The organism is Hymenobacter sediminicola (assembly GCF_014250515.1).
In the GTDB taxonomy this organism is placed as follows: domain Bacteria; phylum Bacteroidota; class Bacteroidia; order Cytophagales; family Hymenobacteraceae; genus Hymenobacter; species Hymenobacter sediminicola.
Genome location: NZ_CP060202.1, coordinates 4,162,479 through 4,187,737, shown reverse-complemented (window position 1 = coordinate 4,187,737; position 25,259 = coordinate 4,162,479). Strand labels below are relative to the sequence as shown.

The 25,259-nt window shown below is 58.4% G+C and carries 18 protein-coding genes; 7 read left to right on the top strand and 11 right to left on the bottom strand.

Annotation, left to right across the window (positions count from 1 at the left end):
- Positions 1-38: 38 nt before the first annotated feature.
- The 4 genes from H4317_RS17895 to H4317_RS17880 all read left to right on the top strand — a co-directional run bounded on the left by H4317_RS17895 (position 39) and on the right by H4317_RS17880 (position 7,628).
- The gene (locus H4317_RS17895) at positions 39-3,506 is read left to right on the top strand and encodes an acetate and sugar kinases/Hsc70/actin family protein (RefSeq protein WP_185887909.1); all 3,468 of its coding nucleotides are present in this window, start codon (positions 39-41) and stop codon (positions 3,504-3,506) included.
- 209 nt (positions 3,507-3,715) lie between these two features.
- Positions 3,716-5,224, top strand: coding sequence for a hypothetical protein (locus H4317_RS17890; protein ID WP_185887908.1), 1,509 nt, complete (start codon positions 3,716-3,718; stop codon positions 5,222-5,224).
- A gap of 133 nt (positions 5,225-5,357) precedes the next feature.
- Complete coding sequence (locus H4317_RS17885) at positions 5,358-6,818, top strand: hypothetical protein (RefSeq protein WP_185887907.1); 1,461 nt, start codon at positions 5,358-5,360, stop codon at positions 6,816-6,818.
- Positions 6,819-6,950: 132 nt separating this feature from the next.
- Positions 6,951-7,628 (top strand): hypothetical protein, encoded by a 678-nt coding sequence (locus H4317_RS17880; RefSeq protein WP_185887906.1) that lies wholly within the window; start codon positions 6,951-6,953, stop codon positions 7,626-7,628.
- Between the two features lie 78 nt (positions 7,629-7,706).
- On the opposite strand, the gene H4317_RS17875 is transcribed toward H4317_RS17880, so the two are convergent.
- Both H4317_RS17875 and H4317_RS17870 read right to left on the bottom strand, forming a co-directional pair.
- Complete coding sequence (locus tag H4317_RS17875) at positions 7,707-8,846, bottom strand: PepSY-associated TM helix domain-containing protein (RefSeq protein ID WP_185887905.1); 1,140 nt, start codon at positions 8,844-8,846, stop codon at positions 7,707-7,709.
- A gap of 130 nt (positions 8,847-8,976) precedes the next feature.
- A complete protein-coding gene (locus H4317_RS17870) occupies positions 8,977-11,439 on the bottom strand; it encodes a TonB-dependent receptor (RefSeq protein WP_185887904.1) in 2,463 nt (820 codons plus the stop codon).
- Positions 11,440-11,624: 185 nt separating this feature from the next.
- Here H4317_RS17870 and H4317_RS17865 point away from each other — a divergent pair, with 185 nt between their 5' ends.
- The 3 genes from H4317_RS17865 (at position 11,625) to H4317_RS17855 (ending at position 14,749) form a co-directional block, all read left to right on the top strand.
- Entirely contained in the window at positions 11,625-13,802 is a 2,178-nt protein-coding gene (locus H4317_RS17865) for a prolyl oligopeptidase family serine peptidase (protein ID WP_185887903.1), read from the top strand.
- Positions 13,803-13,868: 66 nt separating this feature from the next.
- Positions 13,869-14,099 carry a hypothetical protein gene (locus tag H4317_RS17860; protein ID WP_185887902.1) on the top strand — a complete coding sequence of 77 codons (231 nt, stop codon included), beginning with the start codon at positions 13,869-13,871 and terminating at the stop codon, positions 14,097-14,099.
- Between the two features lie 137 nt (positions 14,100-14,236).
- Positions 14,237-14,749: a GNAT family N-acetyltransferase gene (locus tag H4317_RS17855; RefSeq protein ID WP_185887901.1), complete on the top strand. Its 513-nt coding sequence runs from the start codon at positions 14,237-14,239 to the stop codon at positions 14,747-14,749.
- Between the two features lie 75 nt (positions 14,750-14,824).
- Here the strand turns inward: H4317_RS17855 and H4317_RS17850 are convergent, their stop codons facing one another.
- The 9 genes from H4317_RS17850 to H4317_RS17810 form a co-directional block, all read right to left on the bottom strand.
- A complete protein-coding gene (locus H4317_RS17850; protein ID WP_185887900.1) occupies positions 14,825-15,127 on the bottom strand; it encodes a DUF4286 family protein in 303 nt (100 codons plus the stop codon).
- Between the two features lie 148 nt (positions 15,128-15,275).
- Positions 15,276-15,782 (bottom strand): DUF6526 family protein, encoded by a 507-nt coding sequence (locus H4317_RS17845; protein ID WP_185887899.1) that lies wholly within the window; start codon positions 15,780-15,782, stop codon positions 15,276-15,278.
- A gap of 42 nt (positions 15,783-15,824) precedes the next feature.
- Positions 15,825-16,205, bottom strand: coding sequence for a hypothetical protein (locus tag H4317_RS17840; RefSeq protein ID WP_185887898.1), 381 nt, complete (start codon positions 16,203-16,205; stop codon positions 15,825-15,827).
- Positions 16,206-16,275: 70 nt separating this feature from the next.
- A complete protein-coding gene (locus H4317_RS17835; RefSeq protein ID WP_185887897.1) occupies positions 16,276-17,523 on the bottom strand; it encodes an MFS transporter in 1,248 nt (415 codons plus the stop codon).
- 126 nt (positions 17,524-17,649) lie between these two features.
- Positions 17,650-20,097 (bottom strand): TonB-dependent receptor, encoded by a 2,448-nt coding sequence (locus H4317_RS17830; RefSeq protein WP_185887896.1) that lies wholly within the window; start codon positions 20,095-20,097, stop codon positions 17,650-17,652.
- A gap of 181 nt (positions 20,098-20,278) precedes the next feature.
- Entirely contained in the window at positions 20,279-20,848 is a 570-nt protein-coding gene (locus tag H4317_RS17825) for a hypothetical protein (protein ID WP_260625732.1), read from the bottom strand.
- 50 nt (positions 20,849-20,898) lie between these two features.
- Positions 20,899-22,110: a hypothetical protein gene (locus tag H4317_RS17820; protein WP_185887895.1), complete on the bottom strand. Its 1,212-nt coding sequence runs from the start codon at positions 22,108-22,110 to the stop codon at positions 20,899-20,901.
- A gap of 18 nt (positions 22,111-22,128) precedes the next feature.
- A complete protein-coding gene (locus tag H4317_RS17815; RefSeq protein WP_185887894.1) occupies positions 22,129-24,519 on the bottom strand; it encodes a TonB-dependent receptor in 2,391 nt (796 codons plus the stop codon).
- 144 nt (positions 24,520-24,663) lie between these two features.
- Positions 24,664-25,005 (bottom strand): hypothetical protein, encoded by a 342-nt coding sequence (locus tag H4317_RS17810; RefSeq protein WP_185887893.1) that lies wholly within the window; start codon positions 25,003-25,005, stop codon positions 24,664-24,666.
- Positions 25,006-25,259: the final 254 nt, after the last annotated feature.

Below are 25,259 nucleotides of genomic sequence, written 5' to 3'. Positions count from 1 at the left end.
GGAGGGAAACCAGCTTTCAGAATAGATTTCAGCAGCACATGGCCAAAGTCCTTCGCTTACATAACAATGGCTCCCAGCAGGTTCAAGGCTGGCAGAAAACGGCGCCGGTAACGAGCACCGAAATCAATACCGTAACAGATCCGGCCGGCGGCAAATCCCGCAACTTGGCCGTGAGCATCCCGACGCCGTTTGCGCGGATGCACCTGTTTGAAACGGCTTTCGACTTCCTGGCCCGCGAAGGGCAGCGTAACCCCGGCTCGGTGTACCACGAGCTGACGACGCACTTCTGGGATTTGCTGGAGCTGCTCTACAACTATCACCTCTACACCCAGGCCGGCCGCAAAATCACGCTGCGCCGCTGGAACTCGGAGGCCGAAATCCGCCGGATGCGGCAGGACGAGGGCACGCGCCTGCTGGGCGAAACACTGCAGCTGTACATGCAGGACGAGCGGTTCCGCGACTTCTCCGACATGTACTTGGTGTACTATGAGTCGCCGGAGCTGGCGGGCGGCACGCGCCTGCTAGGTGGCACCTCGCCGCTGACCATTCTGTTCACCGGTCCGGCAGTTACGCCACTGGACTTGGAGCGCCCGCAGGCCCGCGGCCACTACTTCGACAAGCAAACCGTGCTGCTCGAAGACCGCGACCCGCAGTTCCGCGAGTTTGTGTACGAGCTGTTCCTGGCCTATCCGCAGCTGCAGCGCCGGGAGTTTGCCGGCAGCGTGTACGCTGGCCTTGACCGCTCGAAAATCAACCAGCTCCAGATGCAGGGCGACCGGAGTGCCCAGCAGTTTGCCACCCGCTACCCGGCCCTGACCGATGTGCAAGGCAACCTGGTGAGCGTGAAAGGCGTGCCGCTGCCCGGCCGCGCCGACCAGTCGGCCGTGACCAGCTCTGACCTGTTCATCCAGCCCACACGCGAATCGACGACGGGCCGGCCGCGCCCATTGGTGCTGCGCCCGAACCTCACGATGCCCGGTGCCAACTATCTCAACGGTCAGCCCTGGGACGACCGCACGCCGGTTCCTTACTACGATGAGGTGGCGCTGGAAAGCCGGGTGTTGCCGGGCAAGGGCTTCAAATATCCCTACCTCACGGTAGGCGACTTGCTGGAAGACTCCCTCGTGGAACTTCCCTACGAACTGAACACCCAACGTTTCCATACTGGCAAAGTCACGTTCCAGTACGGCGCCGATGGTCAGGGCCGGGCCCGTTTCCCGTATCTGCTGCCGCTGAAACAAGCCTTCTTCGAGTACTTCACGGAGAACGAGTTGGCCGAGCTGCTCACCTTCACTATTGACCTCAGCCACGTGCGCGTGCAGCTGCGGGTGCCGGTGCAGGCGGGCCGCTTCATCACGTTTGAGCGCAGCTACTACACCAATCCGCAGAACCCGAAGGATGCTCAGGGTCGCGAGATTCTGGAGAAGGGCCGCATTGTGAAGGCAGCCGTGGGCGTGGGCGTGTTCCCGTTCTACAAGGTGCGCTATCAGCCGGAGTTCAACGACCTCTACAAGGTGATGCTGGTAGATGCCGACAACGCGCCCACCATGCTCAGCCGCCGTTACGATCTGCAGTTCTTCGTGAACGGGGAGCGGATTACGGACCAGGGCGCTGCCCGCCGTGCCACCCGCTACGAGCGCACCCAGAAGAGCATGGCCACCGCCGGCAGCACGTACTACGAAGTCACCGGCACCCATTTTGACCTCGCCGAGCTGACTTGTCCGCCCGCTACCATTGGGGCAGAGCCGGCCCGCGGCCTGTTCGTGCCACGCTGGCGTGAACTGGACCGTGGCACGCGCCGCTTTACCTTCGCGGTGGACTTCGGTACTACCAACACCCACATTGCCTACGCCGATTCGCCTACCGCGCACCCACGTCCGCTGACCATCGGCGAGGCCGATGTGCAGGTAGAATGGCTGCACGCTCCGGTAGGGGATGCCGGCCTATCGGCCGCGCAGCGTTACCGCACAGGCGCTGGTCAGATCTGGGACAATATTGCGACGCTGCAAAACCGGGAGTTTGTACCCAGCTTCGTAGGCGAAGGCGGTTCGGTGTATGAGTTTCCGATTCGTACTGCTGTTTGCGAAACCACATCGTTTGCCAACGAGCCGGCCAAGGTGCTTAGCAACATCAACATTGGTTTCAGCATCAACACCGAAAATACGGCCGAGCTGCCCCAGAACCGCTTCATCACCAACCTGAAGTGGTCGGCGGAGCTGGACCCGCAGGGCGTGTCGCGCATCGAGGCCTTCTTCAAAGAAATTCTGCTGCTGCTCCGTCATAAGGCGGCGTTGCACGGCGGCATTTTGGAAGATACCCGCGTGGTATGGTTTGCGCCGCTGAGCTTCGATGGCTTCTTGCGCAACCAGTTCCAGCAAGTCTGGGATGAGTCGTTCCAGCAGGTGTTCAAGGCCAAGCGCCCCACCATCTGCCTTACCGAATCGGTGGCGCCCTACTACTACCTTACCGCCACCAACCAAGTAGTGCCCAACCGCGACGAAAACGTGGTGAACATCGACATCGGTGGCGGCACCACTGACTTGCTACTCTTCGCCGACCAGAAACCGGCTTACAGCACCTCGTTCCGCTTCGCCGGCGACGACCTGTGGGGCGACGGCTACGCCCGCGTGCAAGGCGCACCCAAGCAGAATGGTCTCCTCCGCCTCGGCGTAGGCCACGTGGAAAGTCTGCCCGACTCCGAGCAAAACCAGGAGTACAAAGGCTACCTGCGTGCCGCCCTCAGCAACACCGATTTTGGTTCTGCTGACGTAACGAGCTTGCTGTTTAAGTACGATGATGCCCTGCGCTTTACCCAGGCGCTAGGCCTAGGAAAAGGCCGGCAGCTGCGGGTGCTATTCTACCTGCACTACACCAGCATCATCTACCACACGGCGCAGCTGACCAAGCACCTCGGCCTGAAAACGCCGCGCTACCTCTGCTTCTCGGGCAAAGGCAGCTTGTACCTGCGCCTGCTGGCCGGGGGCAGCTCTCTGGTGGCCATTGAGAAGATTACGAAAGCCATCTTCCAGGCCGTAACCGGTACCGAGCCACCGCATAACTTCCGTGTTATCCTCGCCGACAACCCCAAGGAAGCCACTACCAACGGCGGTGTGCTGTTCGAGGAGAAGACCAATACGTCGGACTACGACAACATCAAGCCCGTGAAGTACAGCGGCGCCGTGGAAGGCACCGAGCTTAACCAGCAGCGCCTGAAGCTAAACCAGGTAGATGCCGAGCTGAAAAATACGGTGCTGGAAAACGTGCGCAACTACCTCACCCTCGTGCTTGAAGGCGACGAAGTAGCGCCCTATCTGCGCGAAGTAGGCGTAGACGTAGACCGTCAGCGCGTGAAGGACATCCTGCTCCGCGAAATCGAAGACAGCCTGAGCCTGGGTCTGCACCAGTTCCAGCGCCAGCTTTCCTCCGACGAAACCCTGCCGGAAACCCTGTTCTTCCTGCCGCTGAAACAGGCGTTGTACAACCTAAGCCGCGAGCTGCAGGCATAGATCAAATTAAAAATCGTTGTCATGCTGAGCTTGTCGAAGCATCTCTACCGCAGTGCTAGCTTTTTGATTAGCTCTGGTAGAAATGCTTCGACAAGCTCAGCATGACAACGAGTTGTGGGTATAAAATAGTTAAGTACGTTTAGCCATTCTTGATCGAAACTGGATGCTAACACCAGCTTCGCTTCTTTCTGCTCCCTACCCAATACCTTATGACTCTTTCCCGTCGCGCTGCCTCCTTGCTTTCTGGCCTGCTACTGCTCGCAGTGGGCAGCCATGCTCAAACGCCTCTCGGCAAGCCTACGCTGGATGAGCAGAAGGTGCAGGTCTGGTGTGCTACAGCCAGATTCGTGTATGAAGACACCGGCCGGCCCAACCTAAAGAACTCGCTGCAGTGTGGTAGTTCGCTGAAGGCGTTTGAGAACAGCATCAAGCCCGACAGCCAGCGTGTGTACAGCGCCTTGTATCAGCCGCTGGAAGGCCGTGGTACTATGTACCAGGGGTTGGGTTCCGACCCATCGAGGCTGCAGAAGCTGACCACGGAAATTATTAACCGGTTGAAGTCGTCCCCGGCTCGCCGTGCAAACCCAGCCCGAATGCAGCGCCTGGCCACGCTGGAAACCGCGCTTAGTAACTACGTGCAGAACGGTACGCCCATCGGCGACTTAGCTGCCGCAGAGTCTGCAACCCCGGATGTAACAGATACGACGAATCTGGATGCAGGAGCGCCGGAAGTATCAGGCGACGCCGGGCTGTCGGAAGCGGGTGTAGCAGTTCCTCAGGCTGCGGCCAGCACTGGGGCAGGGGAGAGCCTGATGAATAAATTTTTTGGGCCGCTGGCACTTATTCTGTCTTTGCTAAGCCTTGTGCTCTACGCGCTGATGCGCAAAAGCCTTGGAGACTTTCAGAAGGAGATGAGTGCCCGAATAGACCGTCGACGGGAAGAAATTTCGGCGTTGCAAAGCGCGCCGACTACCGGCGGCGGCAGTAAACCCGCAGACCGTCTGACTCCCGCACAGTTGCGTGAAGTAGAAAGTCTTGTGCAGCAGCGTGTAGAGGAGGAAATGAAGAAGCTACGTGCAAACCAAGTGAACAGTGCTTCAACTGCGGGCCCAACCGCACGCCCGGCCACTGCCACCAGCAGCAAGCCTGCGCCGCCAGCACCGCCTGTCAATCGGCCAGCGCCAGTTGCTGCACCCGTTCAGCAGCCACCTGCTCCAGCCGAGCCTGTTGCACCAGCCGCTGCTACGGTCTATTCGACCCCTGTTCAACCGACGGAACTACCCGTAGTGCCGCCAGTGCCTGCTGGCCCGCCCGCCGCGTCACTACACGAGGACTTCGACAATCTGGTGCCGCCGGTGCAGCTTCCGGCTCCCGAGCCATACGTTACGCCAACGCCCATGAACCATGCGCGCTATGTGAAAGTCCCTGTCAACGGAGCCTTCAACGAGTACGACCTGACGGATGAGCCCCAACACGACAGCATCTACGAAATTCGGTTGAACCCGCAGCAGCCGGAAACCGCTACGTTCCGCGTGACGTCAAACTCTGCAGTGCATGCTTATGCTATTCAGAGTGCCCAATACTCGCTGCGGGAAGCCTGCGTATATCAGCAGCCAACCGGACCGGTTTCGCGCATCGTGAACGAGAAAGACGGAGTGCTGCGCAAAGTGGCCGGCAACTGGCAGATTGAGCAAAAGGCAGCTATTCGGTTTGAATAGAACAAAATTGGTCATCCTGACGAAGGAAGGACCTTAGCGCGTTGAAGCGGTTCGTACTAACGACTCGTTTTGGCATGCTAAGGTCCTTCCTTCGTCAGGATGACCGACGGAGAATGGCGTTATTTACAGTTCTATGCTTGAAATCATTCTTGAATTCGCTGTTGTAGCCGTGGTAGTGGGCTTGCAGATTCGCACGTTTCTGCTGACTCGTGCAAATGCCCAGCGGCTGGCAACGCTCTATCCGCCCAAGGAAAGTCTGCGCGTGGAGCACCGGATTGTGCTGCCCGATGGCCGCGACCTGCCAGACTATGCCGCAGACGCCCCGCCCGAATCCTTCGCCTCCAACCTCATCAAGGCCGAAAACGCCTCGCCCGAGTTTCAGGAAATCCTGCTCGATACCAACGACTACCTGCGCCACAACAAGGGCGCGGCGGCCGATTTTGGCATCCTAAAAGACATATCGGAACGCCAGAGCCAGGTGCTCGACAACTCGGTGCAGGCCAGCGTGGCCACGCCTTTGTATCTGGGGCTGCTGGGCACGTTTCTGGGCGTGATTTTGGGCCTCGTGGGCATTGCCCGCAACGGCGTATCCGACGAAAACGCCCTGACGCCCTTCCTTACCGGTGTGCTTATTGCCATGACGGGTTCCTTCGTGGGCTTGCTGCTCACGCTGCTCGGCAACGGCGTGCTGCGCCAGGCCCGCGAGCAGCTAGACCGGCTCCAGAATCAGTATTATACCTTCCTGCAGGCCCGTTTGCTGCCGGTGCTGCACGCCGATATGGCCAGCTCGCTCACCAACCTCAAGTCGGTACTCGATGCCTTCAACCAGCAGTTTGTGGGCCAGGTGGAGTTGTTCAACCCGCTCATGGAGAAGGTGACGCAGAACATCCGGGTGCAGAGCGACTTCCTGGAGCGCCTCGATACCATTGGCTACGACAAAATGGCGGCGGCCAATATCATGGTGTTTGAGAAGGTGCGTGAGTCGGCCGAAATGTTCAGTGCCTTCACCGGCTACCAGCAGCGCCTCAACGAGATGCTGCAGAACGGCTTCCATTCGGCCGAGGCTGTGAACAGCATTCTTGACCGCCTGCGGGGCTTCGAGAAGGGCATCAACGACTTGGGCCAGTATATAGGAGGCAACAACAACTCGGTGCAGCTGATGCTGGATTTCTTCCAGAAGCACCAGGTGGAGCTGCGCAACCTCAAGGACCGCGCCGAGCAGCACATCGACCAGGCCGGCGTCGGCCTTGCCGACATCATGACCCAGCGCCAGGCTCAGAACGAGCGCCAGGCCCAGCTGGCCTACGAGAAGTGGCAGCAGTATTTCGACAAGCTCAACGCCGACAACGTCTTCGAGAAGCTGCTGAAACAGCTGGAGCCTTTCCAGAACCTCAACGTGCAGCAAGCCGACCTCAGCCGCGACGTAACGGCCACCCAGCGCGAACTGCTGCGCAAAGTGGAAGTGGATTCCCAGATTCAGGCCAAGCTGCTGCTGGAGCTGTCCAACCTGAATACTGTGCTGGTAAAAGCCACGTCCAAGAACCGTTTCCAGCGGTTTATGGACAAGCTGTTTGGCGGGGTGAAGCCGCAGTAACTGAAATTCGTTTGTCATCCTGAGCGGAGCGAAGGACCTTATCACGTCAGAACGGCAACCGTTCAACAAGACTCCGAACGTGATAAGGTCCCTCGTGCCGCTCAGGATGACAGTTCCTGATTCAAGACATCCATGAACAACGCCACGTCCAACAACCGCCAAAACAACGACTTCTTCTGGCCCAGCTACGTGGACCTGATGACGTCCTTGTTTGTGGTGATGCTGGTGCTGTTCGTGTACAGCTTCAAGCTGTTCAAGGACCGGGAAGGGGAGCTGAAGCAGGCCAACGGCGAGCTGAAAGCCAAGGCCGCCGAGCTGGAGCAGATTACTAAAATCCGCCGCTCATTGCAGCAGCTGGAGGGCCGCTACTTCCGCTACGACCCCACCAACGAGCGACACGAGCTGCTGGTACCCGTGCAGTTCAAAGCCGGCCGCGACGAAATCCAGGATAGCTACAAGCCCGCCCTGCTGCAAGCCGGCCGCACGCTGCGCATGGTGCTCAAGAGCATCAAAACTGACCAGCCCGTGCGTTACCTCGTCATCGTGGAGGGTATGGCTGCGCGTTATCCTCAAGGCGACCCGCGCAACGCCCGTGAGGAGCAGACCACCTACCAGCTCAGCTACCGCCGAGCCCTCAACCTGCTCAACCTCTGGAAGCAGAATGGTCTCAATTTCGGCCAGGACCGGGGCATCGAGCTCATCATTGGGGGCAGCGGCTTCTACGGCACCGGCCGCTACCAGGGCCGCCGCGAAGGTGACAACAAACGCTTCCTGATTCAGGTGATTCCGAAGGTAGGGCGGATGCAGTAGGAGAGAAGTCAGAAGCTGAAAGCCCGTCATGCTTCGGCAAGCTCAGCATGACGGGCTTTTTTGCCTGAACAAGTTCAATTACACCGCTTGCAGCCGCAGCTTTTTCTTTTTGGATTTGTTGCGCCGGCCCCACCACACAATAGTACCAGTGACGGGCAGGCTGGCACATATCAGGCTTACTAGAAAGGCCACAGTTTTGCCGCCGAAGCCTAGAATCTGGCCTACGTGCAGGTCATAGTTCATGTCGGAGAGCTTGGTGCCGGCGCTTTTGGTAGCGTGGAAGCGCGTCTCCAGCAGCTGGCCCGAAACGGGGTGGAAGGCGTACTCGTCGCGGTGGTAGTAGTGCAGGGCTTTCTGGTAGGTCCAGCAGAACGCGGGGGCCTTGCCCGTGCCGGTGGGACCCAGCAGAACCATCTCGTGGGTGGGCGACAGACGGCGCACCTGGCGGTACACGATATCGGGCAGGGGCTGGGTGGCGGCCGTGGCGGGTTGCAGCGTATCGAGCTTGGTTTTCATGATTTCCTGCGGCGCTGGCTTGCCGCCATCCACCGCCAGCACAAGTGGCTCCAGCAGCCACGGATACAGCATAAACAAGCCCGACAGCGCCAGCACCAGCCCGATACTGGCTGCGTAGAAGCCCAGCACGTTGTGCAAATCGTAATTGATACGCCGCCAGCGTGCTCCCCACTTGATGGTGAAGCGCTGCTTGCGTTCCTGTTTGCGCTTAGGCCACCATAGCACCAAGCCCGTCAGCATCATCACCACGAAAATGCTAATGGAGATGCCTACCACCCATTTCGCCACCGCTTCGGGTAGCAGAAGGTGCATGTGGATTTCCTGGATGATAGTGAAGAAGTGCGTGCGTAGATTTTGCTCGTGTAGCACCTGGCCCGTGTAGGGGTTCAGATACACCTGAATGGGCAGGTCGTCCTTATCGATGAAAAACACCGTGGCTGAGCGCTCCGGCCCGAAATACGTGACCCAGGTTGTGGCGGCATCCACGCCCGGGTGCTGGGCCAGGGCGGCGGCCTGCAGTCGGGAGGGCAGCACGTAAGCCGACTGTTGCACTTCCACCTTGCGCCACGGTTCCGTCAGGTCCCGGATGTCGTCCTGAAACACGAAAATAGCCCCCGTCAGGCTTACAATAAACACCACTAGCCCCGAGGCCAGCCCCAGCCACAGGTGCAGCTTCCCGACGGTTTTTTTGAATGTGCTCATGGGGTGGAGAAAAAGCAATCTGTCATCCTGAGCTTGCAAAGGACCTTGTTCCGTCTGAACGAGTCGTTGGTACAAGAACCGTTCAGGTAGGATAAGACCCTTCGCGCTGCTCAGGATGACAGGGTAAAGACTAGAACTTATAGGCGACGCTGCCGATGATGCTGCGCAGCTTCTGGGGGTTCATGGTGGTGTAGCCGGTCCAGTACTGCTTGTCGGTCAGGTTGTCCACTTTAGCCGACAGGCGGTACTTGGGCTGGTCGAAGAACACGGAAGCGTTGAGCACTGTGTAGCTAGGCAGGGTAAACACGTCGGTGGTCGTGTTCACGATGCGGTTGTCACTGGCGTAGTTGCCGCCGAAGCCCGCACCCAGGCCGCGTAGCGTGCCGGTAGGCTGCCGGTAGCTCACCCAGAGGTTGGCTAGGTTCGGCGAGGAAGCTGTGTTGGGCCGGCGGCCGTTTTCCCCCTCGCTGGCGTTTTTCCACTCCGAGAAGTTGTAGGCAAAGCCGGCCACCACGTTCAGGCCATCCAGGGGATTGGCCGTCAGGTTCAGCTCGGCGCCCCGGCTCATTTGCGTGCCGTTCTGGGTCTGGGCGTTCGGAATACCGTCGTTGGCCGTCGGGCTGCTGGGTGCTACCGGCGTGGCGCGCAGCAGGTCTTTCACCTGCACGTCGTAGTAGCTCAGCGTGGCGCTAACGCGGCCACCGGCTGCGTCCAGCTTCACGCCGCCTTCCCACTGGTTGGCCTGCTCCACTTTGGCCGTCTGCTGCTGGCCGCTGGTGTTGATGAACGCCCCGTTGGTGGGGTTCTTGAAGCTGTTCTGGTAGTTGGCAAACAGCGCCACGCGGTCCTTCACTGGCTGAAACACCACCCCAAATTTCGGTGACAGAGTCGTTTGTGAGTAGGGCTTGTTTTCGGTGTAGTAGATGCCGCCCTTGTTGTCGTAGTGGTCGAGGCGCAGGGCCGCCAGCACGCTCAGCTGGTCGGTCAGGTTCAGCACGTCCGAGGCAAAGGCGCTGTAGGTGTTCGACTTAGTCACGACCAGGTAGTGCGCCGGGGGCGTCGTGGCGTAGTTGGCCCGTACGGCGTCGCCGCTGAGGCTGCGGTAGTCGTTGGCGCCCAGCGTCAGCGGCACCGCGTCGATGTAGCCGCCCAGAAAGTCCTGGTCGTTATCGATGCGCAGGAAGTCCAGGCCCAGCACCACGCGGTTGCGCAGGTTGCCGATTTGGAAGTCGCCGTTGATCAGCTGCTGGGCTTCAAAGACCTGCCGGCGGCTGTTTTGGGTCGATTGGTCGGCGCGGGCCAGCGTGAGGGAGCCGGTAGTATTGTCGGCGCCCGGAACTAGGTAGAAGTACGGCCCAAAGCCGTTGCTGAAGCTGTGGCTGCTGGTCAGGAACGTGGTCGAGGTGAAGCTCGGCGAAATCCGATACTGCACCTGCCCGAACAGATTGGTGCTGCGCGAGTCCTGCGTCAGCCCCGAGCCCTGGTACGACTGCCGGTAGTCGAGCGGCAGCTTGTCGGCGCGGTCGGCGCCCAGCTGGGCCGAGGGAAAGTAGAAGAAGATGACCTGCTTACCCACCCCCGAAGCCTTGTAGATTTCGGCGTCGAGGTTGACGGTCAGCCGGTCATTCGGGCGCCACTGCAGGCTCGGGGCCACGGCAATGTTCTTGTTGAAACCCGCGTAGCCCTTGTTCTGGAAGTTGTCCTCGTAGGTGTAGGCCGTGTTCAGGCGGAAGCCCAGGGTCTTGGGCTGGTCGGCGGGGGCATTCTGGTCCACCAGGTTCACGTCGGCACTCACGCGGTGGAAGCCGTAGCTGCCGCCCGCCACGTTGATTTCGCCGCCGAAAGTATCCGTGGGCTTCTTGGTCACGCGGTTGATCAGGCCGCCGTAAGAGGTCAGGGCCGAGCCGAACAGCGTGGCCGACGGCCCCTTAATCAGCTCCAGCTTCTCCAGGTTCACCGCGTCGATGTCGCTGGTTACGGCGCCGGCCACGCCGTTGCGCAACTGGCTCGACAGCACGAAGCCCCGCGAAGCATAGTAGGCGCCGCCGTCGCCGCTGCGGCCGGTGGCGTCCCACATTTTCTGCAGGCCCGGAGCGTTGCGCGTCGCGTCGTCGACGGTGAAGACCAACTGCTCGGTCAGCAGCTCTTTGCCTACCGTGGCATATACCTGCGGGTTTTCGAGGTTGCTGAGCGGCATCTTGCTCACGTATTCCGACTGCTTGCGGGCAAACTTATTGGTGCGGTTGCCGCTAACAACTACCTCTCTGAGTTGCTCGGCATTTTCAGCCAGCGTGAAATCCTGCGTAATGCTCTGGCCGCTGCTCACGCTCACGGTTTTCTCCGCCGACTTCAGTCCGATGGCCGAAATGACCAACGTATAGGTGCCCTCTGGCACACGCTCCAACACGTATTCTCCCCGGCTGTTGGTGATGGTACCTTGGCTGCGGCCTTTCAAGCCAACTGTAACGGCTTCTGCCGGGTTGCCATCAGAGGTAGTAACCCGGCCCCGGATGGCAGTAGTTTGTTGTGCCTGAGCAGTTAGGGTGTACCCTAGCAGAGTAGTAGCCAGTCCCAGTAGTCGGAGATGTTGCATTTATCTGTTGTTTAGAACTTATCTAAAGAGCAACAAAGGAACACCTGGAAATCTATTTAGACAAATTCTTAATAATAAAATTTGATATTTCTTCGCTTCAGCGAGTAAAGTCACGTTTAGTAGCTCCGAAGACTGATTGCCGGATTGGTGCTCTATCTTCGGCTCTTCTCTCGCTATTTCCACGTATGCAGAAATTCCTATTACCCATAGTAGCGGTGGCTGCATTGGCCTCGTGTCGCTCCACTCAGTCACCGACATCGGCCACGGCCAATAAATCAGTTGTTGTTCCTTATTCGGATCCTTTGAAATACCCCGATACCAAGAAGGTCGACCAAAAGGACGACTACTTCGGCACTTCCGTGGCCGACCCCTACCGCTGGCTCGAAGACCTTGACTCTCCCGAAACCAAGGCGTGGGTAGCGGCAGAAAACAAAGTCACCTTCGATTACTTAGGAAAGATTCCGTTTCACGGCCAGATTCAGGAACGCCTTACCAAGCTCTGGAACTACGAGAAATTCGGGATTCCGCAACAGGAAGGCAATCAGCTCTACTTCTCCAAAAACGACGGCCTGCAAAACCAGGCAGTGCTCTACACCCAGCAGGACGGCCAAGAAGGCCAGCCCGATATTCTGCTCGATCCCAACAAGTTCTCCGCTGATGGCACTACCGCGCTAGCAGGAACGTATTTCTCCAACGACCGGCGCTACATGGCGTACGCGACCAGCGGCGGCGGCTCCGACTGGCAGAAAATGAAGGTGCTGGACCTGAAAACCCGCCAACCGCTGTCCGATGAGCTACAGTGGGTGAAAGTATCAGGCGCGGCCTGGTATAAGGATGGCTTCTTCTATAGCCGCTACGATGCACCCAAGACCGGCGAAAACCAGCTTTCCGGCAAAAACGAGTACCACAAAGTGTACTACCATCAACTTGGCAAGCCCCAGAACGCCGATAAACTGGTGTATGAAGACCCTAAAATGGCACTGGGTTTCCGCACGGTCGGCACCACCGAAGATGAACGTTTTCTGGTGCTGTACCTCACCGATGGCAAAGCCGACGGCAACCGGCTGCTGGTGCGCGACCTGACTGACCCCAAGCAGGCCAACAGCTTCACTACTATCATAAGCAGCTACGAGCACAATAACTCGGTAGTCGGCAATGTGGGTGGGCAGTTATTGGTCCAGACCAACTACAAGGCTCCCCGCTACCGCATTGTGCTCATCGACCCGAAGAAGCCGCAGGAAGCCAACTGGAAAGAGGTGCTGCCGCAGACTCAGGAGAAGCTGGAAGGCGCCGACCATGTGGGGGGCTATTTAGTGGCCTCTTACCTAAAGGACGCCAGCAGCCTCATCAAAGTATATACGGAGAAGGGCGAGTTCAAACACGATGTGGCGCTGCCGGCCATTGGTACGGCCTCCGGTTTCGGTGGCAAGCGTGACTCCAAAACGGTGTATTACGCCTTCACTTCGTTCACGTACCCGACCACCATCTACAAGTACGATTTGGCCTCGAATACCAGCACGGTATTCCGGGCCCCGAAAGTAGATGTAAACCCCGAAGATTACTTGACCTCGCAAGTGTTCTACGCCAGCAAGGATGGCACGAAGATTCCGATGTTCATCACCCATAAAAAAGGTGTGAAGCTCAACGGCCAGAACCCGACGTACCTCTATGCTTACGGTGGCTTCAATATCTCCCTCACGCCAGGCTTCTCGGTGGCACGCATGCTGTGGCTGGAAAACGGCGGCATACTGGCTATTCCGAACCTGCGTGGTGGTGGCGAGTATGGCGAGGCTTGGCACAAAGCCGGCATGACACCAAACAAGCAGAACGTATTCGACGACTTCATTGCGGCCGCCGAGTATCTGAAAGTGCAAGGCTACACCAGCACCGAAAAGCTGGCTATGGCTGGCGGTTCTAATGGGGGCCTGCTCGTGGGCGCCGTCATGACCCAGCGCCCCGACTTGTGCGGTGTGGCTTTCCCGGCGGTGGGTGTAATGGATATGCTGCGCTACCAGAAGTTCACTATTGGCTGGAACTGGGCGCCCGAATACGGCACTTCTGACAACTACGCGCAGTTCCAGAACCTCTACCGGTTCTCGCCGCTACACAACCTGAAGGCCGGCACTGCTTACCCCGCCACCATGATTACCACTGCCGACCACGATGACCGGGTGGTGCCGGCGCATTCCTTCAAGTATGCTGCCGCCCTGCAGGCTGCCAATAGCGGCCCGCGTCCCCAGCTCATCCGGATAGACGTCAATGCCGGGCACGGCGCAGGGAAGAGCACTAAGCTGCAGATTGACGAGTGGGCCGACATCTGGTCGTTTGCCTTCTACAACATGGGCGTGAATCCATACAAGTAGTAAGATGGGCTTCGTATCTTCGCGGCCGCAACTCCCGTAATTGCCTCTGGCTTTTTGCTTTCAGATATGAAAAAAACGTTCCTGTTCGGTCTGCTGGCCGTCTCGCTGCTGCTGTCTGCTACGTCTTGCAGCAACCCCGATTTCAAAACGGATGAAGATGTGGCTGTGAAGCCGCTCGAATACCCAGCCCCGGTTGATACCACTGGTGGCAAAGCAGCCGCAGAAAACTCTGCTAACCGCGAAATCAACGCAGTAAATGCTACCGAGGACATCAAAAAGATGCAGCCGGTAATGTAATTGCAACGCAATTCGCTATCAGAAAATGAGCAATGCCTGCAAGGCATTGCTCATTTTTCATTTTGGGAGCTGCGTATTGCAGATAGGGCACTGTTGTACCTTCGCACTCACTACTTGTTCCTTCTAACTGGTTGCTTATGACTATTCGACGTGGCCGCGAGGCCGATTTGCCCCAGGTGCTGGCCCTGATTCAGGAACTGGCCGAGTACGAGAAGGCACCGCACGAAGTCACGAATACGCTAGCCGATATGCAGCGCGACGGTTTCGGCCCGGATCCTATTTTCGGCTTCTTTGTAGCGGAAGACGTAGCTGGGAGCATCATCGGTATTGCACTCTACTACACGGCTTACTCCACGTGGAAGGGCCGCATGCTGTTTCTGGAAGACCTCGTAGTGACTGAAGCCCAACGCGGCACAGGCCTGGGGCGTAAGCTTTTTGATGCCGTGGTGGCTGAAGCCCGCCGCACGGGCGCACACCGCCTGAAATGGCAGGTGTTGGAGTGGAATGAGCCTGCCATCGGCTTCTACAAGAAGCTGGGTGCCAACCTCGACCCTGAATGGCACAATGGCAACCTCAACAGTGAGCAGTTGCAGGCTTACCCTTGCGACCCTGCCGTGGAGGCAGTAGTAAACGCCGATAGCCATTCGTAACTCTCTGCCTGTATTTACACGACAACGGCTGCCCTATTAGGGCAGCCGTTGTCGTGTAAATACAGGCAAGGCGAGCTAGCCTACCACTTCCAGCATAGTACGGAAAGAGGCGTAGCGGCCACCAAAATGCTTTTCGATTTCGTGGCGTAGGGCAGGTGCCGCCACCTGCTGATATTCTTCCAACTGCTCCAAGCTCACGCAGTAGTACTGTGCGGCATAGGTAATGCCATCATCTTCCTCATTGAGTAGGCGACAGAGCTGGCTTTTCAGGAAGAAGCCGGTCGCCATTACTTCCGGCATGTGCGTGTCGCGCATATACGCTACCCACTGGTCGGCAATTTCTGGGTCGAGGCTGGTCGTGACGTTATACAGAATCATAAAGCGAAGAAAAAAGACGAGCCCGCACAGGGGCGGTTGGTGCTCATCGGAATAGAAGGCACAGAAGCTTGAAAAGCCATATTAGCTACACAAAGTTCGGAAATCCAAGCCGAATCCGTTGGGCTGGCTGACGCCCGCACGCGGCTACTTACACTCGCAGATGGTCAAACTGGAAATCTTGGATACGAGCTTGAATATCCTTGGAAGACAGCTTTTCCCGGATAGCAGCCTGCGTGAGGTCGGCTAGCTCGGCATCACCCGCGAAGCGGAGCGCCAGAATCTGACTGAGCTCAAGCTGTGCTTCCAGGGGGCGCAGGCTTTGGCCCGTCAGTTCGAAGTAGCGCTGGCGCACTTCCAGCCGGATAAGCCGGTCCTGCAACTGCAAGGCATAGTGCTGGCGCAACATCACCAGCACTCCTAAACCTACTACGGCCAGTAGCATCACCGTAAACCACAGACGCGAGTCCTCCGTGTCGTCGCCGGATACCGACACGTAGCGCCGGATACTGTAGAGTGCTAGCACAAGGGCAGCGGGCACCAGCACAAAGTGATGCCAGGGATAAAACATGGGTTTGTTCTTGGTCGGTTGGTTGGCCATCGGGTAGCGGAGTGAAATGAAGTAATACGAAGAGCTATATGAAAAAACTCCAGCCATCGGCTGGAGTTTTTGACAGTTGTAGTGGCTTACACTGCGGCTTTACACTTTGCTGGCCTTCTTAGCGTCGCGGGCTTTACGCTTTTCATCACGCATAGCTTTTTTGGCGGCACTTTCCTGGCGGCTGGCTTCCTTGGCTGAGGCCTGCTGACGCTTCAGTTCCATTTTCTGCTCTTTCATCTGGCGCTGCTGCTCACGCATAGCGTTCTGTTGGTCTTTGAGCTGCTCTTTGCTGGCATTAACGCTGCTGCGGGATGCAGCGCTCTGTTGCTTCTGAGCCTCCAGGGTAGCTTTGGCGTCGGTGGCACGTTGCTGCTGCATCTGCAGCCGCATCTGCGTCGAGTCGACGGGAGTTTGGGCTTGCGCGTGGCGGCCACTCAGGGCGAGGGCGGCGACGGCCAATAGGGCGAGCAACTTTTTCATAGAACAAGGTGGCGGCTAAAAGGCCATCCGCGCTTAATACGCGCCCCTATGCGCGAAGTTGAGCTTAAGGCTATTCTTCAACGTAGTCGAGGTCTTTGCCGAAGCTTTCCGGCAGTGTGCTCACGGCCCAGAAGGCAATCAGCAGCGACACGGCGCCCAGTACGGCAGCACTCCCAATAAGCCCCAACGGACCGCGCATTGCCTGAAATAGCGGCACGAGCAGCACCACAGAGCCCCGGGCAAAGTTAGGAGCAGTAGTAGCCACCGTAGCCCGAAGGTTTGTGCCAAACTGCTCGGCCGCTACCGTCACGAACAACGCCCAGAATCCCACCGAAATGCCCAGTACAAAGCACGCCACATAAAAAACCGTGGGTGATGCTCCCGGTATGGCAAACAGGTACACGGCCACCATCACGCCGCAGAACACCAAAAACAGCTGCAACGCCCGGTTGCGGCTGCGCAACAGCTGGCTGAGCGTGCCGCTGGCAAAGTCGCCGAACACCAGCCCGAAGTAGCACCAGAATACCCCTAGGCCAGCCGTAACGGGGCCGGTAATGCCCAGGGCGGCCCCGAACTCCGGGGCCAGTGTAATAAGGATGCCTACCACAAACCACAGCGGCACTCCAATCAGCAGGCATTTGGCATAGCGGACGAGGCGGGTACGGTTCGTAAACAGGGCCAGAAAGTTGCCGCGCTCCACATCCGTTTTCTTGGTCTGCTCAAACATCCCCGACTCATACACTCCCACGCGCAGCGCTAGCAAAGCCAAGCCGAGGCCGCCACCCACAAAATAGGCATTGCGCCAGCCAAATTCGGCGCCCACCCAATAGGCCAGCATAGCCCCGCTCACACCCACTGTAGCTACTATCATGGTGCCGTAGCCGCGCTTTTCTTTGGGCAGTGTTTCTGAGACTAAGGTGATGCCCGCGCCTAGTTCACCGGCCAGCCCGATACCGGCTATGAGCCGCAGCCACGCGTATTGCTCAATGTTCTGCACAAAGCCGTTGGCGAGGTTTGCGAGGGAATAAATCAGAATGGAACCGAACAGCACCGAAAGACGGCCCTTCTTATCGCCCAGAATGCCCCACAGTATGCCACCCAGCAGCATGCCACCCATCTGCATATTGATGAGGTAGAGGCCCTGGCTGGTCACAGCTTCCTTGGCCATGATGCCCAACTCGTTAAGGCTGTCAACGCGCACAATACTGAACAGAATCAGGTCGTAGATATCGACGAAATACCCGAGGGCTGCTACCACAACAATGGCGCTCAGCAGACCAGTGGTTTTGGGAGTAGAAATAGTGGGCGTGGCGGGCATAAAGAGCGGGACATGGATTGATAGGCGCAGATTACGCAAATTTTCAACAGGCCTCGCACCGGCTGCTCTGGTTAACTATGGGCCAGCATACCCAGAGATACTACCAGAAGCTGTTGCGCTTAGCGGCTACTTGAAGCTGAGCGGCACCACCAGTTTCACGCTCAGGCTGCGTCCCATGTTGAATACTCCCACACGGCCGGTAGCATAATTGACGGCTGTGTATTTCAGCCGGCTCAAATGGTTTTGGTAGCCCACATCAAACAGATTATTGGCCGCCAGATACAGTGAAAACAAGGTTTTCTCTGAGCGGCTCACGATGTCGGTGCCGACTCCGGCGTTTACCAGCGTGTAGGCCGGCGTGCTGGTTTCGGTATCGAAAGCGGAGAAGATGCGGTTTTGCGCGAAGTTGTGTTCCAGCGTAGCCCGAGCGTAGAGGTTGTGTAGGCGCGAACGGCCCACTTTCCGGAAGTTCACCCGCAGCTCCGACTGCAGCCGATCGGCGGGAATGAAGGGTAGGTATTGCTGGCCTTCGGGCTGGTCGAACTCAATGGCGCGCACCATTGAAAACGAGTTTTCGAAGTGCAGCCAATCGAGAGGGTGGGGGTGGAGGTCAAGGCTGATTTCGCCGCCGGCCAGACGCGCATCGCCCTGGCCGTAGCGGAATACCCGGTCCCCGTCGGCACTGAGCGAGTCGGAGCCATCGGCGGCGGCAATACGGCGGGGAAAGATGTAGTTGCTGATACGGTTGCGGAACACATCCACTGTAAGGCCCACGTGCTCCGACGTGAAAGCCACCCCACCGTCCAGCTGGAAGCTAGTTTCCGGTTTCAGATCCGGCTCGCCGAGTTCGTAGCGGGTGGTGCCTTCGTGTACGCCATTCGAGCCGAGCTCAGCAATGTTGGGCGCCCGGAAGCCGCGGGCCATATTGGCTTTCACCAGCCACTTCTCGCTGATGTTATAGGTGCCGCCTATGCTGCCGCTTGCGCTGCGAAATGTGCTTCGGAACCCCGCAAACTTCTCTTCCCCAAAGCCAGCCGGCACAGGCTGCTCGTCGGCATCCAGGGACAGGGCATCTGCCTTGATGTGGCGGATATCGTAGCGCAGGCCTCCGCTCAGATCCAGCTTGCCGAAGCTCTTTTTTGTGACGGCAAACACGCCCCCATCCAGCAGTCGGTAGGCCGGAATCAGAAATTCGACACCCTTGTTCTGGTTTTGCTGCTGCATACCGCTCACCCCGGCGGTGGTATGCCAGCCATTTATTTCGGGCAGAAACCAGCGCAGCGCATAGTCGACGGTGCGCAGTTGGAAAAACAACGAATTTTCGTCGGAATCCAGCGGATTGCCGAATTCACGGCGCAAATTCTGCTGCCAGCCTACGTTCAGCGTAAGGCGGTGCTGGCCCAGCACAAAGTTGTTGTCGAGGCCGAGACGCAGGTGGTTGATTTGCTGCCGCGGCACATCGAGGCCGTAGCCGGAAAAGCCACGGCCGCGCACCAGTTCTTCGTCTCCAAAGCTGTTTGTTCTCACGAAGCTTCCTGATACAGAATCCCGCTCGCCTTCAATAAGCCCCAGATTCTGGTTGAAGCTGTTGAACGTGAGGTGCGTATAGCCCCAGCTCTTGTTGACTCCGACATAGCCGCTGCCGTTCAGCTCCCGGAAACCCGAGTTGTATACGCGTCCGTCATAGCGGTTGCGGTAGTCGGCTGCTACTTTGCCCGAGCCGCGCACCTGCCAGTTGAAGCCGTTGAGGTTGCCGGCGTTCATCACGGAGTAGCCCTGCTGATAATTGTTGGTCTGGTAGTTGGCGGCCACCGAGCCGATAATGCGGCCATCTTCCACCGGCTCGGCAGGCAGGAAATTGATGACGCCGGCTAGCCCGTCGGAGCCATAGAGCAAAGAGCCAGGACCCTTAATGATTTCGGCCCGGTCGATGCTGTACTCATCGATTTCGATGCCATGCTCGTCGCCCCATTGCTGGCCTTCCTGCTTGGCCCCATTGTTCAGGGTGATAACCCTGTTTGCGCCCAACCCGCGAATAATTGGCTTGCTGATGGCCGCGCCAGTGGTAATCTGGTTGAGACCAGGCGTGTGAGCAATGGCATCTACAGCATTAGTGGCCGCTGCCTGACGTAGCCGCGTCTGGTCTACCACACTGGTTGGGATAGGCGAGCGGCGCATTTCGGTGCTGGCCGACACGCCCGTGACTATCACCTGCCCGATTTCGGTAGCGGCAGGTGCAAGAGCTAGTTCCAGCGGCTGGCCCGTGCTGGTATCCACGGTGCGCACCACCGTGGTGTAGCCCAGAAAGCGTACCTGCATCAGAAAGCGCCCATTCGGCAGATTAACAAAGCGAAATCTGCCCTCGGCATCGGTGGTACTAGCTTGCCGCAGATCAGGGAAAACAATGGTAGCGCCCGCCAAATCCTCGCCGGTAGCGGCATCCGTGATATGGCCCGTAACAGGCAGCGCGACGGGTGCAGCGCGTGCCGGGCGGCTGGGCGTGGCGGGCGTAGTTTGGGCTAGGGTGTTGCCAGCTATCAGCAGTACGCCAGCAGAGAAAAGAAATCGGGACATAGAGGCGAAGTACGCGGAAGCCACTAAACGGCTGATGAAACAAAAAGGCTGCACGAAGGGCCGAAACGCAAGAAAACACTAGCCAATGGCCAGTGCCTTCCCGAAAATTCTCCACAACCAACAGGGAGAACCCTAAGAAGAGCCGGTTGCAGCCAGCCCTTCTTTACTCACTCAAATCCAATTAGCGTACGGCGGTAGGGAAGGTCACTTCCACATCAGTGTCACCGGGTGTAGCGGTGCCGTTTTTGGTGCCGGGCTGGTGGCGTAGCGTTATTTTCAGACTGCCGGTAGTGCCAGTAGAATTAGCGGTGCCCGTTACGGCCTGCGAGGAAAGGCCAACCGGAAGATTGTTTTTGTCCTTATCAGTAGCTGCAATGGTCAGGTTGACACCTGTGGGTGTGAAGACGAACAAATGCTCGTCGCTTTCCTCCAGAATCTCGGCCGTAATATTCTCGGCCGGAGTTTTTGTTTCGTCCAGCAGCGTGAGGGAGCCAGTATAGGTGGTATTGGGAACCAGCGTAAGCGTGGCCGGCGTGATGGTGGCGGGCGTGCCCCCGTCTCCGTCTGGGTCGCGGTACTGAATGAATAGTGGCGCACCGCCGCTCTGAGGCGTTAGAGTGTAGATTACCGTTGTAATCTGCTCGTTGTCAGCATCAGGCTTGGGGTCTTCATTATCGTCTTTGCAGGCCGAAAACAAAGGCGCGGCCACCAGCAGGGCCAGCATAGACTTGGTAAGCAGGGTGATTGTCATGGTAAACAGGAAAAGGGGTTAAACAGAAAGAGAAGGTGGCAGCAGCAGGCTTAGTGGCCGTCTTCGCTATCGACGTCGGCCCCCACAAAGGCCAGACGTAGTGGTGAGCCGGCTACCGTGAAGGCTTCGTGGTCGGCTAAGTTGTCTTTGCGCAGCATGTGTACTTTGCTCTGAGGTGCATTCGTGACATACACGTAGCGGCGGCTGGCTACCAGATAGGGCGTGGCGGTTTTGGCATCGAGCAGGCCCGTGAGCGAGCGGCTGGTTTTGAGCGCGCCCGTAGCGGCGTCAAAAATGCTCAGCAAGCCGTCCTCGTCCAGCACCAGCACATTTTCGCCCTCTTCATCCAGGGCCACGCGCGCCAGCTTCGTGGCCGAGCCTACTTGTGTAATGGTATTGGCGGCAGGGTCGATGCGGAAGACGCCATAGTTGTTGCGCGAACCCAAGAAAGTGCGGGCTTTTTTCGCGTAATAAATGGTCGACAACCAGTTGGAGCCTGCGCTGGCCGGGTACGGAATTAGGCGCTGTTCGCCGGTTTGCTTCACTACCAGTACGCCGCTCGATGAGCCAAACAAGGCCTGCTGCCCGTCGCCGGCGTCGCCATGAATGCCTTGCGTGGCCACGGTCGGCGCGCTTACTACTGTGCCTTGCGTGTTTACCAGTTTCACTTGCTCCGGCAACGAGCCCGACACCGTGTTGTTCTTGTGCGTCACGGCGTAATTGCCGTTGTCGAACAGAATCATGGCGCCGTGGTGGGCCGCACCGGTCACGAATGTGCCCGGCGCTGATACAGTGTGCAGTTGCCCTTCTTCCACGTGGCTGATGGAGGCGTTGCCATCATTGAAAATGCTGATCTTATTGTGCGAACCATACACGTGCGACGGAGTAGGCCCGGTTGATTTAGTGAGGCCCCATTTCGGGCTGCCTTTCACGTGTACATGGTCGTCGTGGCGGTCAATGCCCGTATCGAAAAACTCCACCAGATTATTGGACGCGCTGACCACCGTAGCCCAGCGGCCCGTGGCCGACGTGTACACGGCGCTGGCGCCGTGGGTAGACTGAAACGAGGTCTGTTCTTTCCGCGCCGGGTCCAGCAGGGTCACTACGTTGCTGGTTTTGTCGGTGATGAGCAGGCGGGCGTAGGTGCTTTCGCTCTCAGGTTTGCTGTGCTCCTGTTCGTCGTTCTTGTCGCAGGCCGTGAATACAGTGGCCATGGTCAGGCCGAACAGCGGCAGAAAGGATCGGATGCTAGAAGTGTTCATGTGTAAGGAAGAGGAAGATTAAAAGCTGAATCGTAGGCGCAGCGTCACGTTGCGGCCCATTTCGTCGGTGAAGTAGCGGTACCGGTTCATGTAGTCGCGGTACCGCTGATTGAGCAGGTTGGCACCTGCCACGCTTATTTCTAGAGGCTGATTGCCCCAGTGCACGGTGCTACCCAGCTCCATATTCAGAAGGCCGTAGCCGGCAGGAGGAAGCAGCAAGTCACGGGCTTCGTAGTTATCGGGTACACGGGTCTGGCGCGCTACGGCCACTCCGCCAAGCTGCGCATACCTTTCCCGGAAGCGGCTGGTGGCGCTGGCGTTAGGCCAGTTGAAGCGCACAGTCGCCTCAGCCCGGTCGGCGGGCATCAGAATTTGCCACTCATCGGCGCGTGTGTCGCGGGTGCGCACCATTGAGCCTTTCAGGCCCAGCAACCACTGTGGTGCCAGTTGGTAGGAGCTGCTCAGGTCCAGGCCCTGGAATGTGGCGTCCGTCTGCAGATATTGCCAGCTGATATGTGCCCCCCGAATGGTTTGTACCAAAGGCAGCAGTGGTACCTGATACATGAAGCCGGTAATACGGTTCTGGTACAGCGTCAACTCACCATTGAAACGCGGGTTGTTGTGCCAGGTGGCCGTAATGCCGACGTTCAGCGCGGTTTCGGGCGTCAGAGGCGCATTGTTGGGTACCAGGTCGTTACCCAGCTCATACATGCCGTTGTGCACTCCGTCGCTGAACCGCTCATTGGCAGCCGGAGCGCGGCGGGTAAGGCCAGTGTTCAGACTGAGAGTGAGGTGTGGCGAAGGATCAAAAGTGGCTCCCAGGGAGGCAGCCGGCGTAGCGTACCGGAACCGGCTCCGATCCACGAAAAACACTCCCGTCGAGTCACGGTCGCCTCGCCGCACGGCCAAGTCGCGGTAATCGAGGCGCAAGCCGCCTTCCAGCAGCCAGCGGCCCTGTTGCCATTTCTCCACCAAAAAAGCGCCGGCTATCTGGTTGGTGTAGAAGGGAATGAACTGCCGGCTGCCGTCGGCGTAGCGGTTGGCCTGATAGGAGCCCGTCAGCCCGATGCTGCCCGTGAACTGGTGCCAAGGTTTGTGCTCCCACAGTAGTTCGCCGGTTGTGGTGCGGTTGGTGTAGCTCAGCTCCGGCTTACCGGCAGCGGCCCGGTTGTCGTTGCGGGGCCGGGACTTGTCGTATTCGTCGCGGAAGTCGAGCTGCTGGCTAAGCGTGAGCTGCAGGCGCCCGGCATTGCCGGTGCGCACGAAGCCCGTGAGCTTGCCTATATCGTGGCGCACCTGCTGGTAGGCCCGGTCAATGTCGTAGCTGAAACCGGTAGTTTCCAGCGGCCTCTCCTGGCCCACAGCCAGCAGTAAATCGGCTTGGTTACCGGCGTGTGCAGCTGGCAGAATCCCGATGCGAGTGTTGAACTGGCTGTAGAACAGCTCCACGCCGTAGGTATCCTTGCGCCAGCCCACGGCTCCCGCCACGTTGCGTTCCTCAAACCCGGAATTTTTCAGGTAATAGCCTGGCGCGCGCATGGTGCCGGCCTTCCGGAAAGTACCCTGGGCCCGCCAGCTCAGGGCTGGTAGCTTCCGCAGGTTACCGTCTAGCGTACCCGAAACGGCGCCAAGGCCGTTGTTACTCATGCTTACCAGGTTTAGCTCGCCGCCACTCCCCGCCGAGTCGCGGAGTGGCTTGGGCTCTACCAGCACCACGCCCCCAATGGCATCGGAGCCGTAGCGCACACTAGCTGCGCCCTTCACCACTGTGAGCCGTGAAGCAATAAACGGGTCTATTTCCGGACCGTGCTCCACGCCCCATTGCTGGCCTTCCTGCCGCACTCCATTGTTGAGAATGGTTACGCGGTTAGAATGTAGCCCATGAATCATGGGCTTGAAGATGCCAGGGCCGGTTTGAATAGCCGTAACGCCACTCACCCGCTGCAAGGCTTCGCCTATCGCTTGGCCGCGGGTTTGCTGCAGCTCCTGGCCGGTTAGGGTAGCGGTGGTTTGGGGGGATGGCGCGGCCATCCGTTCACCTCTTACCACCGCTCCGCGCAACAGCACGGCATCCGGATGGAGGCGAAAGTCCCGCTCAGTAGAGTTGGTCAGGCGCAGTTCAGCGGTTTCAAGGGCATAGCCCACAAAGCTGACCTGCACATGATAGATGCCCGCACACAGCTGCAGGTGATAATACCCATCAACATCGGACTGGGTGGCTTGCTGCGTTTCGAGCACCACAATGGTCGCGCCGGGCAGAGTCGCCCGCGACTCGTGGTCGGCCACGCGCCCGCTGATGGTCAGGGTGCATGCAGGCTGCGCCCACGCCGGCAGGGCAACTCCCAGCAGGAGCATAGCCATGAGCCAACGCCACGCCGCCTCCGGAGCACCCGGAACACGGAAAAGCATAGAAAAAAGGAAGAAGCCGTAGACACTAAACCGGCCGCCAGGACTCCTGCGGTGCAGGGAGTTCCCAGAGAATCATCCTGCAACAGGCAGAAATCCGACTTCGACAGGCAACGCCGAAGCCACTATAGGCAGCCACACGTGGGTTTAGCTCTGGCAGGGAGGGCCGCGCAGGTCGGCCGTGGACCGCGTGGCGGAGAACCACACGGAAGTAGCAGGCGTGGCCAATGCCGCCTGATAAGTAGCTACGAGCACCGGCAGCTCCACCGGCGGAGCTGGTTGGAAAGGCACATCGTAGAAATGGTCGACGTCGCAGTGCTGGTGCTTAACGCTCAGTACGGCTTTGCCTTTGAAGGCACCCGGAATCTGGGCCGGCTCTTCCGTGGTGTGTTCGTGCGAGTGCAAACTCAGAATCCATGCCTCCGGCAGCAGCACCCGCGTAAAGCAGAGCAGCAGCAACAGAGCCAGCCGGGAACGAAGAGTATGCATTTGCAACATTGTGTCGAACAGGGCAAATGTACAGGGAAAAATGAAACGGCTTTTCCCTGCTCAAAATTTTGTTCGGCAACAGAGCATTGATAACGCTTTTATAATGGGCAGATAATGAGCAGGAAATAGTGGCCTCAGACCTTTGTGACGCTTCTTACACTAATTGTCTGTGCTATGAAAACGTTGTCTTCTTCTCTGTTGCGCCGTCTGGCGGCGGCCCTGCGTCCGGCTCCAAAACGACCTGCGCCTACTGC

Coding starts and splice junctions, on each gene's coding strand:
- H4317_RS17895 (WP_185887909.1), top strand. CDS start 39: ATGGCCAAAGTCCTTCGCTTACATAACAATGGCTCCCAGCAGGTTCAA.
- H4317_RS17890 (WP_185887908.1), top strand. CDS start 3,716: ATGACTCTTTCCCGTCGCGCTGCCTCCTTGCTTTCTGGCCTGCTACTG.
- H4317_RS17885 (WP_185887907.1), top strand. CDS start 5,358: ATGCTTGAAATCATTCTTGAATTCGCTGTTGTAGCCGTGGTAGTGGGC.
- H4317_RS17880 (WP_185887906.1), top strand. CDS start 6,951: ATGAACAACGCCACGTCCAACAACCGCCAAAACAACGACTTCTTCTGG.
- H4317_RS17875 (WP_185887905.1), bottom strand. CDS start 8,846: ATGAGCACATTCAAAAAAACCGTCGGGAAGCTGCACCTGTGGCTGGGG.
- H4317_RS17870 (WP_185887904.1), bottom strand. CDS start 11,439: ATGCAACATCTCCGACTACTGGGACTGGCTACTACTCTGCTAGGGTAC.
- H4317_RS17865 (WP_185887903.1), top strand. CDS start 11,625: ATGCAGAAATTCCTATTACCCATAGTAGCGGTGGCTGCATTGGCCTCG.
- H4317_RS17860 (WP_185887902.1), top strand. CDS start 13,869: ATGAAAAAAACGTTCCTGTTCGGTCTGCTGGCCGTCTCGCTGCTGCTG.
- H4317_RS17855 (WP_185887901.1), top strand. CDS start 14,237: ATGACTATTCGACGTGGCCGCGAGGCCGATTTGCCCCAGGTGCTGGCC.
- H4317_RS17850 (WP_185887900.1), bottom strand. CDS start 15,127: ATGATTCTGTATAACGTCACGACCAGCCTCGACCCAGAAATTGCCGAC.
- H4317_RS17845 (WP_185887899.1), bottom strand. CDS start 15,782: ATGGCTGGAGTTTTTTCATATAGCTCTTCGTATTACTTCATTTCACTC.
- H4317_RS17840 (WP_185887898.1), bottom strand. CDS start 16,205: ATGAAAAAGTTGCTCGCCCTATTGGCCGTCGCCGCCCTCGCCCTGAGT.
- H4317_RS17835 (WP_185887897.1), bottom strand. CDS start 17,523: ATGCCCGCCACGCCCACTATTTCTACTCCCAAAACCACTGGTCTGCTG.
- H4317_RS17830 (WP_185887896.1), bottom strand. CDS start 20,097: ATGTCCCGATTTCTTTTCTCTGCTGGCGTACTGCTGATAGCTGGCAAC.
- H4317_RS17825 (WP_260625732.1), bottom strand. CDS start 20,848: ATGACAATCACCCTGCTTACCAAGTCTATGCTGGCCCTGCTGGTGGCC.
- H4317_RS17820 (WP_185887895.1), bottom strand. CDS start 22,110: ATGAACACTTCTAGCATCCGATCCTTTCTGCCGCTGTTCGGCCTGACC.
- H4317_RS17815 (WP_185887894.1), bottom strand. CDS start 24,519: ATGCTTTTCCGTGTTCCGGGTGCTCCGGAGGCGGCGTGGCGTTGGCTC.
- H4317_RS17810 (WP_185887893.1), bottom strand. CDS start 25,005: ATGCATACTCTTCGTTCCCGGCTGGCTCTGTTGCTGCTGCTCTGCTTT.